At 66.5% G+C, this 13,941-nt stretch carries 8 protein-coding genes; 5 read left to right on the top strand and 3 right to left on the bottom strand.

What is annotated here, in order from left to right; all coding sequences use genetic code 11:
* Positions 1 to 714 (top strand): hypothetical protein (locus V5F61_RS20815; RefSeq protein WP_393990562.1); only part of this gene is annotated, 714 nt, incomplete at its 5' end.
* A gap of 240 nt (positions 715 to 954) precedes the next feature.
* On the top strand, positions 955 to 1,461 hold the full coding sequence (locus V5F61_RS20810; protein WP_393990561.1) for a hypothetical protein: 507 nt from the start codon (positions 955 to 957) through the stop codon (positions 1,459 to 1,461).
* 80 nt (positions 1,462 to 1,541) lie between these two features.
* Here V5F61_RS20810 and V5F61_RS20805 read toward each other — a convergent pair whose 3' ends face one another.
* On the bottom strand, positions 1,542 to 2,327 hold the full coding sequence (locus V5F61_RS20805; RefSeq protein WP_393990560.1) for a hypothetical protein: 786 nt from the start codon (positions 2,325 to 2,327) through the stop codon (positions 1,542 to 1,544).
* Between the two features lie 383 nt (positions 2,328 to 2,710).
* Here V5F61_RS20805 and V5F61_RS20800 point away from each other — a divergent pair, with 383 nt between their 5' ends.
* Positions 2,711 to 4,849: an AAA family ATPase gene (locus V5F61_RS20800; protein WP_393990559.1), complete on the top strand. Its 2,139-nt coding sequence runs from the start codon at positions 2,711 to 2,713 to the stop codon at positions 4,847 to 4,849.
* Between the two features lie 8 nt (positions 4,850 to 4,857).
* On the opposite strand, the gene V5F61_RS20795 is transcribed toward V5F61_RS20800, so the two are convergent.
* Complete coding sequence (locus V5F61_RS20795; RefSeq protein ID WP_393990558.1) at positions 4,858 to 5,883, bottom strand: helix-turn-helix transcriptional regulator; 1,026 nt, start codon at positions 5,881 to 5,883, stop codon at positions 4,858 to 4,860.
* A gap of 262 nt (positions 5,884 to 6,145) precedes the next feature.
* Here V5F61_RS20795 and V5F61_RS20790 point away from each other — a divergent pair, with 262 nt between their 5' ends.
* Together V5F61_RS20790 and V5F61_RS20785 are read left to right on the top strand one after the other, a co-directional pair.
* Positions 6,146 to 8,818, top strand: coding sequence for a PD-(D/E)XK nuclease family protein (locus tag V5F61_RS20790; protein ID WP_393990557.1), 2,673 nt, complete (start codon positions 6,146 to 6,148; stop codon positions 8,816 to 8,818).
* Complete coding sequence (locus tag V5F61_RS20785; protein ID WP_393990556.1) at positions 8,808 to 12,062, top strand: UvrD-helicase domain-containing protein; 3,255 nt, start codon at positions 8,808 to 8,810, stop codon at positions 12,060 to 12,062. Before V5F61_RS20790 ends, V5F61_RS20785 begins: the two co-directional genes overlap by 11 nt.
* A 144-nt stretch (positions 12,063 to 12,206) precedes the next feature.
* On the opposite strand, the gene V5F61_RS20780 is transcribed toward V5F61_RS20785, so the two are convergent.
* The coding region (locus V5F61_RS20780; protein WP_393990555.1) for an autotransporter family protein at positions 12,207 to 13,941 on the bottom strand (1,735 nt) is incomplete at its 5' end.

The raw sequence follows: 13,941 nt of genomic DNA, 5'->3' as shown, positions 1-13,941 counted from the left end.
ACCCGTGCCCTTCCCGGCGCCGAAGCTCTCAAGGCGCTCGCCGCGAATATCTCCAAGCGCTCGCCCGCAGATGTGACATGGTGGGAGAAATTTGACTTCTCTATGGTAGATGGTGTCAATCCCGGAACTTTACGCACGATCCGGGAAATTTCGGGAAATTGGAGCCTATGCAAATTTCTGTTGCTTTGGATCCAGCGCGCGCACCTGCATAAAGATCTCGATGGCTACGACCCCACATCTGGGTACGACGAAGACATGCCATTCGATGTCGACCACATCGTCCCACAAAGCCAATGGTCCTTCACCTGGACCGAGAACTGGTACAAGGATGGCGTCCCTCGGAATATGCATGAGAAGTTCCGCTGGCAGCGGAAGGAAATCGGCAATGCCCTCGGCAATCTGCGCTATCTCACCTTTCGGGAGAACCGTGGGCGCGGCGATGGACCAATAGGCGCCGAGCTGCAGCTCGCACATCATCTGGATGATACCAGCGTGAATGACGGCGCATCGCTTGGTCCGGAGGGGCGCGAAGCTATTGCGGCGCCGTGGAACGCCATCCGTCCCGGCAATGACGCTTCAACGGGGTGGACCCTGGAGGGCATTCACCGGTTCCAGAACCTCACAGAGGCGCGGGCGGTCCGTCTGTTGCGGCGGGTCTTGGACGAAGGCGGCTTATTCGATCTCCTGCCGGATCCCCTCGTCCGCACCCTGTGAGGGATCGGCGCGCCTTTTGAACCCACGGAGAACGGTGGCGTTTCCGCGTGCGTCCAATTCTGGCGTAGGCTTGAGCGATATCCTATGTCGCGCCAACAGGGACATCGGCAACCGGGCGGGCCCCATCCCCAACGGGCCCCGCATCCGAACCGATCCGGTACATCGTAATTTCAGGAGAATAGCACTTTGGCCCCTCGCAACACGCGCGCCTTTCCCGTCTGTGGCCTCTTGATCGCGGCCATGGCGACGACGCCCTGCTGGGCGGCCGAAGCTTCGGCGCGGCAGGGAAATTCCATCCTCGGGCAGCTCCTTGTTCTCGCTTTCTTCGCCATGATCGCAACCGGCATCTATCTCGGCTGGACCCGGCGTGCCGTGGTGTTCCGCAATTACGACGATCTCGCGCTCGTCTTCGGGTGTGTTGTCGCGGCCGTTCTGGCGTTGGCCATGAGAGAGGCGAGGCTCATCGCTACGGTGTTCTGGATGGTAAGCGCGGCTCTGGCTGTGACGGTGATCCTGCGCACCTGGCAGGACAACGGGACGCTCCTGCTCCCCGTCATCCTCGTCACGAAATTGGTGTTTTCCTTTCTTTGGATCCACCACGTCATCGAATTGATCGTTCCGAGCGGCTCCACACTCGCAGACCGCTCTCGCTCGCGCGGAATAGCGGTGCTGGTGCTGCTGGTGCTCACGCCGGTGATGGGGCGCCTGGTGCGTGACCATGAGAGCGCCCTGATGCGGAAGGAGTGACGTCGCGGTTGGCGCTGCGCCATCCATAAATGCCCAGATTGCAGTCGCAGAGGCGGGAGCGCTCCATCGCAACGCCGGTGTCACCTCGATGGCGTGATGACAAGGATTTCAGTGCGGGGCGCATCGTGAAGGCATTTCAACAGGCGCGGCCCGTCGACATCCTTTGCCAATTCACTCTCGGCGTCCGCCACATCCTGAAGGCTCCATGCCTCATCGGGACAAATGAACTGTCCAACCACCATCCAAGGCAATGGTAACTCACCACAGCCTTCGCACGACAGTCGCAAGCGGGATGCCGCATCTCGCCCCTTGCCGGGTATGATGCGGGTGAAGCCCTCCACCCGCGTGCCCTCGGCCATGCCGATGCAACCGGTGGTGAGATCGTGCTCATCGCTGCCAATCATGCCTGCCCGCAGCAAAAAGTGGGCTAGATCTTCGGCAATATTGGAAACCTGTTGCTTCGGGCCCCGCAAAATCAGATGAAACTCGTCGAGGCACGCGGGAGTGCATGCGTCCTCCGCATTTTCCGGCAGAAGCGCGATACGCCAGACGGCGTCGGAGCGCACCACCCCTTTCAGGGGCGCCTCATGCAGTGCCGCCTCATCTTCAACGACGAGAAGATGCCAGCGCGTCGGGCTCCCGGCCTCGGGTTCCTGATCGACCCATGGCGGCAAAGCTGCTCCGATCCATTGAACCCGCATGTCATAGGAGACCGGCTGAGAGTGAAGCTCCGAAAGGCCCCTTGTCATGGCATCCGGTCGCGCTTCGATGGAACGTGCGCGGCCAAGAAGTAAAAAGGCGGGGGACGAGTCGAACCGAGAAACGGTCATAGGGAGATCCTGGATTTGCGGGTCATTGGTGGCCATCAGGATCTCGCGCGCAAGTGTCAGATCCGGTCGGGCTGATCGCGCAAGCCTAGCGCTGCGGGCGCGGAGCCGGGCATGGGACGCATGCGACCGAAACTGACGGCCATTCCATCCACGGGATGTGCCCTCGCACGACGATGCAGGGGCCGCCTTGCCGCAGGTGCCGAGCGGATGGGTTGGATGCAGCCAGCCTCAAAAAAAGCTTCGCCGCGAGAGGGGAATTCGCAGCCCCCGAAAGGTTCCCCATTGATGGCGGCTGTGCCCCGCATGGAGCGGGAGCTTCCCCACATCGGTCTTTGGCCGGCTCCATCGCCCGGTCCAATCCCCGCCCAGTAAACGCAGCGCAACACGGCAGCGTGGCACCATTTTTCGGGAGATGAACGATGCACCCTTATGAACGCGCGGTTCTGCGCTCGTACCTGGTGAATCTCGCACATTTTGATCGCAGGGAGTGGGAGAGGCTTTGGCGCAAATCCTACTTGACCAAGTGGATCGATCTCCACCATCGCGAACTCGGATGGGCGAGGAGCGCGCCCGATCCGATTGACGAAGATCGTATGGCTCCACGATCCAGGATTGAGGATAATGATCGAGATGCGACGGCGGAGCATCTGGCCATTGCCGAGAATATCTCGAGATCAACGCACGACCCACAATCCGAGCAGCGTGGCGACGCCTGGCGCCAAGTCTTGACTAAGCTGTATCCGGTTGCGCTGCCGCAAGGCATTTCCTCAATAGAACGTCGCGTACGCTGGATTTCGGATCTTACCGGATTGAACCACGTCGAAAGAACAATCTTGGGCTTTATTGTTCGGGCATCCGTCAGCGAAATGACATGGCAGCTTGTCGGGGCACTGCTCGGCGGATCAAGCTTTGAAAGTGATTTCGCGTGCCGGCGCCAGGATGTCACCTTCCAACTCATCGCCGGGCTCCTCGGCTTGACCCGCCAAAGGGCCCGGCGCGCGCTGGCGGCGGATGGCAAGCTGCGGCTCTTCGGCCTCGTGCTGGGCAGCCATGACGAATTCACGATCACCGACATCACCTTCGCCTTAATGACCGAGTCACGCCTGACCATGGACCGTGCCCGCGCCATGCTGCTGGGCAAGCCACGCCGCACGCGCCTCGACTGGACTGACTTCCAGCATCTGGGCGCGGACGCGGAGCTGGCCTGGGACCTCGTGCGCCGCGGCCTCGCGGAGCGGGAGAAAGGCATCAACATCCTGCTTTATGGGGCGCCGGGCACAGGCAAGTCCGAATTCGCCTGTGCGCTGGCCGAGCGGCTGGGCCTGAAGGCGCTGTTCGTGGGCGAGGCGGACCAGGCGGGCGAAGAGCCCGACCGGGAGAGCCGGGTGGCGGCGCTCACCATGGGCCAGCAACTTACGGCCAATGTCGATGATGTCCTGCTGGTGGTCGACGAGGCCGACGACCTGTTCGTGGGTGTAGACGACACCGAAGGCGCCAACCGGAAGGGCGCGAAGGTGTTCATGAATCGCCTGGTGGCCGGCAGTCCGCTGCCCACACTCTGGATCTCCAACCACCCAGAACTCCTCGGCCCGGCGGTGTTGCGACGCATGGCCTTCGCTCTGCATTTCCGTGCGCCGAGCAGGGTCCAGCGCCGACGTATGATCGAGCGGATCGTGCAGCACCAGCGATTCGAACTGCCGCCGATGGAGGTGGCCCGGATCGCCGCCCTGCCAGCCCCCGCCGCGATTCTCGATCACGGCATCCGTGCGGCCCGCTTGTGCGGCGGCGGCGCCCAGACGGCGATCCGCTCGGCCTCCTCCATCCTCGCGGTGATGGAGGGCCGCGCGCCTCACCCCCAGGAGGAGCCCGCCCCCTTCGACGAGGATCTGTCGCGGGCGGACCGGGACCTCAAGCACCTGACCGATCAGGTGCTGGCCAGCGGGCGGCAGAAGCTCTCCTTCTGCTTCACGGGCATGCCTGGCACGGGCAAAAGCGCTTTCGCCCGCCACCTCGCCAATCGCATGGGTCTGGAAGTCATGGAGAAACGGGCCAGTGATCTCCTGGGAGCGTTCGTCGGCGAGAGCGAAGCCCGCATCGCCGCCGCCTTCCGGGAGGCAGAGGCGCAACGCGCGTTCCTCATTTTTGACGAGGCAGATTCGCTCCTTCAGGATCGGACGAAGGCTGTGCGAGGCTGGGAAATCACGCAGGTGAACGAAATGCTCACCTGGATGGAGCGACACCCGCTGCCGTTCGCCTGCACCACCAATTTCGCCGACAGTCTGGACCCGGCCACATCACGCCGGTTCCTGTTCAAGGTACGCTTCCTGCCCATGGAATGGTGGCAGATCCAGCTCGCCTTCCGCCGCTTCTTCAGCCGTGAGGCACCTGCCTGCTTAGCGCGGGAGGATAGACTGGTGGCGGGGGACTTCGCGGTCGTGGCCGGCAAGGCCATGGTGCTCGGGCTTTCCGATCCCGTTTCGCTGGCCGAAGAGCTCCTGGCGGAGGTGGCCGCCAAGCCCGAAGGCAGGGCGCGCGCCATCGGCTTTCGGGCGGCCTGACGGGACTTTCAGGCCTGCGGCGTTGGAGCGGGATTTGCGTTCCGATGCCGCGCAAGCGCCCGCTCCAGCTCGCGGACCATGAGATGCCGGAGGACGTCGGGGGCGATGATCTCCACGTTGTCGCCCCAGGTGAACAGGTGGTGTGCGATTTCCAGCAAGCCGCCGGCGGTGAAACTCACCTCGACCCCGCCCTCCTCCAGGTCACGGAGCTGCTGGCTGGGATGGAACACCATACGCCGTGCCTCCGACGCCGCACCTGGAGGAAAACGCAACACCACGTGGGCAGGCTCCTCCTGGAAGGTGCCGAAGGAGCGGGCCGCATAGGCGTCGAGGCTAAAGTCCGCCGGCACCTGCGCGGCCTCATCCACGATCTCAAGGTCCATGATGCGATCAAGGCGCCAGAGCACGGGTTGGCTGTGTTTGCTCTGCTGACCGACCAGATAGGCGTTGCGGCCGAACAGCAGCCCATAAGGCACCACGAGTCGGGAAAACGGCACCTCCTGACCGGTGTTGGGGTAGGCAAAACGCACCTTCTTCAAGGCGAGAAGCGCCTCGCGCAGCAGATCGATGGTGCCGGCATCGCAGATCGTCCGTGGCCCGACCTGCCGCGCGACGGCTTCCGCGCGCCGCAAGGCTTCGAGGTCGGTTGCCGTCCGGCTTTTGCCTTTGTCGCGCTGAGCGGCCTTCACCTTGTCCGCCAGACGGCTGAGCGCCGCGGCGCGTTCCCTGTGCCCCGCCTGCTCCAGGGCGCGGATCTGGCCATCCAGCTCGGCAAGCTCGACCGCCGTGGGCGCGGCAAGGAAGGGGAGTAGGCCGCCCCGGATGAAGAAACGCAGGTGAGCCCCGTCTTGCCCCTGATCGAAGCCCGGGAACAGATCCCGCACCGTGTCCCGCATGCGCTCGGCCGTCCGGCGGCTCACGGAAAACTCGCGGGCGATGTCATCGAGCGTCAGCCCCTCTGCGGAGCCTGCGAGCCGAAGCGCGAGCCGCAGCAGGCCGCCCACCTTCTCCAATCGGATTGGATCATTCGCCATCGCCGCCTCCCGTCGTTGGGAAAGGTATCCGCAGCCCGGAGCAGGCTTCAAGGCCACGCTGGTGCTTCAACAACCTTTTGGTGCATATCTGGATTCAGCCTGGAGCTGGGAAGCTGAGGATGGCCTTTGATGGTCCCTGTCGATCAGCGCGACACGACCGAATCTGTCGGGGCGGCGAGTAGCTTTTTGAGAGGCGAGGCCCGGCACGAGGCTGGCCTTGTTCATGCCCAGGCTGACGTGGCTTGAGGAGATGGGGACCATAATGTTCGAGACGGTGCGGGCGCGGCCCGCGGACGCCATCCTCGCCGGTGACGTCCCCCTCACGCTGCCATTGCTGGCGCGCTCGTATCTATTGTCCCCCGTGTCAGATACCGCCTTTGCGGATGCCCTTTGGCCCCTGCTCACATCCGGCCCGTGGTCGCGCAGCTTCGCGGTGGCGCCGGGAGAAACGGCGCGGGCGGTGGAGCACGCTTTGCGCGAGGTGATGATGGCGACGCCCACGCTGCGCCCGGCAACAATGGACATGCGCCACCTCGATCCGGAACGCCGGGCCTATCGCCACCTCTCGGCCCTGTGGGAGCTGTGGTGCGCATTGGGCGATCTTCTGCCTCCGGACCTCGCGATTCTCCGCGGCGTGCTCGAAGCGCGGACGGAGGACATCCTCGACCCGCTCCATGTGATCCATGACCCGCAGGACATGGACCTGACCCCCATCGAGCGCGCCGTGGTCACGGAACTCATCGCCCGCCATGGCCTTCCGGCCGATATCACGGAACGGCGGGCCGCGCTCATCGCCACGCGCGAGACCTGCCGGGGTGTGGCGGGAACCGCGCTGCGCCATCTGCAGGCCGTCATGCTCTCGTCTCAGGCCGGCCGCGTCGCGCAGGACGATAGCATACAGGTGTTCGGCCTGCGGGATGCGGAGGCGGAGGCCCATGTGGCAGCGAGCCTCGCCCAGCGCCTGCTGACGGGTGAGGCCGATCTCTCCCCCTCGGACATCGGGCTTCTCCTTCCCTCCGGCCCCACCTACGTGCCCTTCGTGCGCGAGGCCTTCGCGCGGGCCGGACTGCCGCTCTCCGGTCTCCCCGCGGGACAGGACATGCGCGATCTCGCGGGCGAATGCCTGCTCCACCTTCTCACCTGCCTGCGCCCCTCCGCCCCGGTCATGGCCCGTGCGTCGCTCCTGCGTCTCGCGCTCATGCCCTGGTCGGCCGAGGACGGGCGGAAACTGTCGCAGGCTGCCATGGATGGCCAGCGACAGCTTTCCAGTATCGCGACGCTCAATCGCCGCGGGCGGGCGCTGCTGGAACTGCTGGAAAAGCGGCCGACGCGCGCGCATGCCCTCGCGGAGCTGCTGGAGGGCCTGCCGCGCCTTCTGTCCTCCGAGCCTGCGTTGGCAGATGACGTTGCGACTGTGGCGCAGCGCAGCGGCGATCTGGTCGCGGTCCTGCGCGCAGCCGCGCCCAACGCGGAGATCGGGTGGGATGACCTCATCTCCCATGTCCACGTTGGGGCGGCCAAGCCGGAGACGGATGGGCCAGCCTTGCTCGGTGCCATCACAATGGGCACCGATGGCGTGCCTCTTGCGCGCCCCGTCCGACACCTGATGGTACTTGGCTGTGCCGAGGGCACATTTCCCGTGGCGCCGGGCATCAGCCCGATGTTCCTCGACAGCGAGATCGAGCTGATCCGCAGCCAGTGCAGCCTCCGCCTGCCGAGCCGGGCGGCGATTCTATCCCGCCGGCTCGCGATCTTTCGCCGCCAGCTCATGACTGCGTCCCACAGCCTGACCATTCTGGTGCCCTATCGCGATGCAGCCGGCGCTTCGCTTGCGCCCTCGGCGAGCCTTTGCCTGCTGGCACGCTGCCTCAAAGATTGTGAGGAGCCGGAACGGTTGATCCTTGACCTTTCGGGCGATGCCGGGGACGAGACGCTGCCCCGCGCGCCGGAGACCAAAAGCCTGCCGCTTCCACCCGTTGCCGTGCCCGCGGTGCTCGATCTCGGCGGCAACCTCTTGGCCTTGCGTCAAGATGATGAGGGGCACATGCGGAGCCAATCTCCGAGCCGCCTGGACAAGCTGTTGGTCAGCCCCCTCGCGTGGCTGCTGAACGAGCTGGGCATCGCGGCCCGGGTGTGGGAGCCGGAGGGGCTCGATGTGCTCACCATTGGCAGCCTCTTTCACCGCATGGCGGAGGACCTTTTCCCCGCAGGCAACACGCTGCCGGAGGAAGCGGAGATCGAGACCCGCCTGCCCGATCTCCTCGCGGCAGCGGTGCGGGAGCTTGCTCCATTCCTGTCGGCAGCGCCCTGGATGGTGGAACGTCGGCGCCTCGTCACTGAATTCACGGCGGCGCTCATTGCGTGGCGCCGCATGCTCGCCACCCTCGGCGCGGAGATCCTGGGCAATGAACTGCCCCTGGGCGGCCAGGTGCTGGGCATCCCCTGCCGCGGCTTCGCCGACAGCGTGCTGCGCCTGCCCGACGGCGGCCTCGTGATCGTGGACCACAAGACCAGCAGTTCCGGTGCGCGGCGTCAGCGCATGGAGAAAGGCTGGGACGTGCAGGTGGAGATCTATCGCGCGCTCGCGCAACAGTCGGCCGGCAATCCGGAGCTTGAAACCAAGGGGCTCGCGGGCAACGCGCCCATCTCCGTCGCCTACCACACCACGCGGGATCGCACGCTTCTGCTCCATGGTCCGGCCCCTGCGCGCACCGCCCCCGGCGTCGAGATGGTTGATGCCGACATCGGCTCCGAGGCCCTCGCCCGGCTCGGCACCGAGCTGCGGGCGCTCGCGGGCGGCCGCCTCAACCTCCCGGAATGGACCCTGCTCGACGTCATGGCCAAGGGCGGCGTGAGACCCTATGCGCTTGACGACAGCCCCCTCGTCTCCGCCTTCGTGCGCGGCGGCGACACGGAGGATGGTGATGACGCCTGAGCTTCGCATCGTCCCGGCGGGTGCCGGCGCCGGCAAGACCCACCACATCCAGAGCCAGCTTCTCGACTGGGTGGAGAAGGGCGAGGTGCGGCCCGAGCGCATCCTGGCCGTCACCTTCACCGAGGCCGGCGCCGCCGAGCTGCGCCAGCGCATCCGCGCGAGCCTCATCGCTGCGGGCCACATGGAGGGCGCATTGGCCGTGGAGCGCGCCTATGTGTCCACCATCCATGGCCTAGGGCTGCGGCTCATCACCGAGCATGCCTTCGCGGCCGGCGCCTCCCCCGCGCCGCGCCTCATCTCCGATGCGGAGCGCGACCTGCTCATCCGCCAGGCCCTCGCGCACGCCGACGCGCTTGAGGAGATCTCCGGCGACCTGAAACGCCATGGCTATGCCTCGAACTGGAACGGAGGCAGCGCCGAGGATGCCTTCCGCGCGCGCGTGCTGGAGATGGTGACGTTGCTCGGCCACCTTGGCCCGCGTGGCCTTGATGCCGTCCTGGCAGAGGAGGCGGAGGCTGCCATCCGCGACATACATGGTTCAGTGGAGGCCGATGGCGCGCCCCTGGCAGCTCGTCTTCACGCCGCTGTCACCGCGCTGCTGCGAAAATTCCCGGACAGCCTCGCCGGGCAGGCGACAAACGCCACCGCCCGCGACGCCTTCCGCACCGACCATCGCGCCCTCTGCGATGGTCGGGAGCGCGCCCGGCTCGACCGCGATTGGGCGCTCTGGGCCCGGCTCGGAACCCTGCGCCAAAGCAAGAGGGGCTCCCCCACTCCGGCTGGCTACGACGCACTGGCGCAGGCCGTGATGGATGGCGCCGCGGCGCTCGAAGCCCATCCCGGCCCGCTGGACGATGCCTGCCGGCATCTGCGCGCGCTCGTCGGCGGCGCCCAGCAGATCCTGTCGCGGTATGCCGCCCGCAAACGGGAGCTCGGCGTCATCGACTTCGCGGACATGGTGGCGGATGCCGCGCGCCTGCTGCGCGAGGTGCCGGACGTGCGCGCCGCCGTGCTCGACGAGATCGACTGCGTGATCGTGGACGAATTCCAGGACACCAACTCCATCCAGTTCGACCTCGTCTGGTCGCTCGCCCGCCATGCCCCGCGCACCATTCTGGTGGGTGACGTGAAGCAGGCCATCATGGGTTTCCAGGGCGCGGACTCGCGGCTCATGGGCGCCATCGCCACCGCCTTCGCGGGGCAGGTGAAACCACTCGACCGCAACTGGCGGTCCGATCCGCGGATCATGGACTTCGTGAACGCGATAGGGGCAGGGCTGTTTCCAGGTTCCTATGACTCTCTCGCTCCCACGCGCGCGAAATCACCCGGCAGCGCGCTCGAAGTGGTGGTCACCGAAGCGCCGCGCAAGGGGCGGAGCAACGTTCGGCCGCCGCACCACCTCGCCGCTCACCTCGCCGCAATGTTGGCGCGCGACGATGCCCGCGTCATCGACCGGCACACGGGCAAAGCCCGTCCCTTGCAGCCGGGAGACATCGCCGTCCTCTGCCCCACCAACAGCCAGTGTGCCGCTTATGCGTCGGCACTGCGCGCGCTCGGCCTGCCGGTTCAAGTGAACGCTGGCGGCTGGTGGGGCAGCCCCGTCGTTCAGGCGGCCTGCCATGCGCTGGAGGTGGCGGATGATCCGCGCGATCTCCATGCCGCGCTGTGCTTCCTCGTCCTTGGCCCGCCGCGGGTGCCGCTGGAGAGCGCGCTGCGCCAGATACTCACCACGGGAGACCTCTCCCATCCCGCGCTCGATGCCCTGCGCGCCCTCGGAGATGCCGCGCCGCTGCGCACCGTGCGGGCGTTGCTGGAAGAGGTGATCGCGGCTGCCCAGCTTCGGGACTTCTCCGAGCTGCAGGAAGACCCCGTACGGGCCCGTGCCGACCTCATCCGCCTGGAGGCAGAGGCGGAGGCATTCCTCGCCACCCACCGTGACATGCGGGCGGCGGCGGGATTCCATGGTTCCAATACCCGGGTGTTCCTCGGCTGGCTCAGGTCTCAGCTCGGAGAACGTGGATTCGATCTGCATCCCGATCCCTCCGGGCGAAAGGCCGGCGGCATCGAGGTCGTCACCTGGCACGCCTCCAAGGGCCGGGAATGGCCGGTGGTGGCTGTGGCCGGCCTCGACCACGCCTTCAGCCCCCGCGCCGGTGCACTCTCCAGTACCTGCGCCGACTTCTCCGACCTCGACAGGCTGATTGAACACACGCGGCTGCGCTTCTCTCCCGCCTTTGCCGCTCCGGTGGTCGCGGACCGCTTCTTCGCCGCCGATGCGGTCGAGGCGGAAGCCACCGTGCGGCGCCTCGCTTATGTGGCCATCACCCGCGCCCGCGACACGCTGGTGCTGGAATGGCCGAATGCCGCCGTGCAGAAGGCATTCGGCCAGCCCGACGAACCATGCTTCTCCGCAGCCGCCTTGCTGGCCCTGAGATGCGGCCTGCGTGTTGAGGCAGGAAAGCTCCACATCGGTGGAAAGAGCCACCCCGCAAGGGTCTCGTTTTGCGGCAAAACAATGCCGCCCGAGTTCGACAGCCCGCCGTTCGCCCCCGCGCCGCTTCTCCCGCGTCTCGGCCGCCGCGCCGTGGTGCCGAGTTCGCCGCGGGCCACGGCAGGGCCGGCACGACTCGTGCCCTCGCTGCTCGAACGTCCGCTTGCCGCTGCGCCGGGCCCCCTGACCACGCAGGCGTTGGATGCTCCGGATGCCCCGTTGATGGCTGGGCCATGGCGATCGGCAGCGGAGCGCGGAACCGTGCTCCATGAGGCGCTCCGCCTGCTGCTGACGCGGCCCGACCTCGCGTCTCGCCTTCCCGGCCATCTCGGCCTCGCGGCGCAGGATGTACCGGCCCTGGCCTGGCGCGCTGAGGCGCTCCGCGCCTGGCTCGCCGGTCGCGGCTACACGCGGATCACAACAGAGGTTCCGGTGGAGGCGATCCTTGCCGACGGAGCGCAGCTCTCAGCCACCCTTGATCTTCTGGCCGAGGGCGAGGCAGGCCTTGCCCTCATCGACCACAAGAGCGACGCGGAAGTGGACTCGGAGGCTGGCTTCCTGCGCCACTGGCCCCAGCTTTCCGCCTATGTGGCTGGCCTTCACGCGCTTGATGTGCGCCGAAGGCCGCTGCTTGTGGGGGTTCATTGGATCAGCGCAGGGACGATCAGCTTCGCCGAGATCCATGATGCCGGCCCGGAGCGGGCCGAAGAGACCTGCGGCCTTCGCCGGGACACCGAAAGTCCTGCGAAATGAGTGCCCTGCGCCCCCGGTCCGCGGTGAGGTGGTCCCGGTTTAGCAGACGCGTCCGCGGATTTGCCGAGCTTGGCTCATCATTCTACGAGGCCGAACGAACCTTGGCTCCCTGTCCAGACTTCCGGGACAACCTCGACGGCAAACTCAGAAGCGAATCTGAAGCTGCCCGGTGAACGCGCTTTCGACCGCTGAAGAGGCGATCTGGCCGTCGTATTTCAGGGTCAAGGTCGCCAGTGGCGACAACGCATAGCCAAGCCCCGCCAGGACAACCGCCGTATCGATCGCGATCGGCGCGCCGAGCACGGAGAACGGCGTGGAGCCGCCGGCGAAGCGCATGCTGGCTTCCGGTATGATGTCGCCGAATGCGTGCTGCCAACCTGCCATCAGGCTCGGCGTCACGGTGTGGCCGGCAAGATCGAACGGCGCCGCGATCCGCAACCCGAGCGTACCGTAGAGCGTGTCCATGGCGCCGGTGCTCACGTCGAGCGCGGCACTCGACCAGCTCTCCACCGCCGATGCCCCTTCCAGATGCACATAGGCGAGGCCGGCGAAGGGCTCGAAGGCGAGGCCGTTTGCTGAAAAATCGTAGCCGACCTGCCCGAAGAGCTGCGCCTCGCCGCCCGTGTAGCCGGAGGAAACCTGCGCCGCATAGCCCGGAAAGGCCACGGAGCGGGACAGGGACACGTCGTGCCACGCATAGCCGCCGCCAAGCCGCAGGGCCACCTGCCCATAGCGGGCGCCCGCGTAGAGGCCGGCATTGTAATTGTCCATCGAGCCGGAAGAGGCGCGCGCCGACACATCGAACCAGGACGCGCTGTAGCCGCCATAGGCACCGATCCGCCAGTTCTCCCCGAGCGGCGCATCCACCCCGCCGAGCACGCCGCCGATGGAGTTTGAGATGGAGGCCGCGTTGCCGTCCGAGAAGGTTTCGCCCCAGCCGCCGAAGCCCTGGACCCACATGACCAGCGCCAGCCCGCCGCCGAAGCCGGCGGTGGCGGGGCCGCCGGCGCCATCGATCGCAAAGGCCTGCCGCAGGCGGCCGGTCACGCCGTCCCGTACGTAGGCGGACTGCTGCTGCATCACCGTTTCCACCGAGGCATAAGCCTCGCCGGACAACGCATCGAATGCCGTATGAGCCTCGCCCTTCAGCTGCGAGGCGACGGCGTCGTAGACCGCGTTACCGGCGCCAAGCGATTCAAGCGCGACGGCTGTCGCCCACTGGTTCTGCGTGAACGCTTCCGCAGCGAAGGGAATATCCTTGCGTACCAGAGTCACGTCCACGAACGTGCTGCCATAGGTGAGCAGAGGATCGAGGAAGGCGAAATTCGAGGTCGCCTCGGAAAATGCACCGGAAACACCGCCGGCAGCCGAGAGGATGGTGAAGGTCCAGGAGTTGGCGTAGCTGCCACGCGCGCCCTTGATGTCGAGCCGGCTCCCGTCCGCGATGGAGAGCGCTCCCCCAGCCGCGATGAGGTCATTGACATGACCCGGCGCCACATCGGCACGATAGGTCGATCCGGAATTGAAGGCGACGCTGCCGGAAACCTGGAGGGTGCCCGGCGAATAGCCCGGCGAAACCACGCCCCCGTCATTCACCGTGAGCGCGCCGATGGTTCCCGCTCCGCTAAGCGTGCTGTCCGCACCGACCGTGAACGCCGCGGCGCTGGAAACGCCGCGCGCAAGGATGAGATCCGCCCCATTGAGGAAGACCGGTCCAGCGAAGGCGCTGCCCTCGAAATGCACGGTGCCGCCGCCCCGGAAGGAGACGCGCCCCGAGCCGCTCAATTCCCGCGGAAAGACATATTCGGTGGCGAGATCGTAGACCAGCGACGCGTTGTTGACGATGGCGCCGGAAACCCATCCGTTGACGCCCCCGTCG

The sequence above is a fragment of the Xanthobacter sediminis genome (assembly GCF_043195015.1).
GTDB lineage: Bacteria > Pseudomonadota > Alphaproteobacteria > Rhizobiales > Xanthobacteraceae > Xanthobacter.
This window is presented reverse-complemented; position numbering and strand designations above follow the sequence as displayed.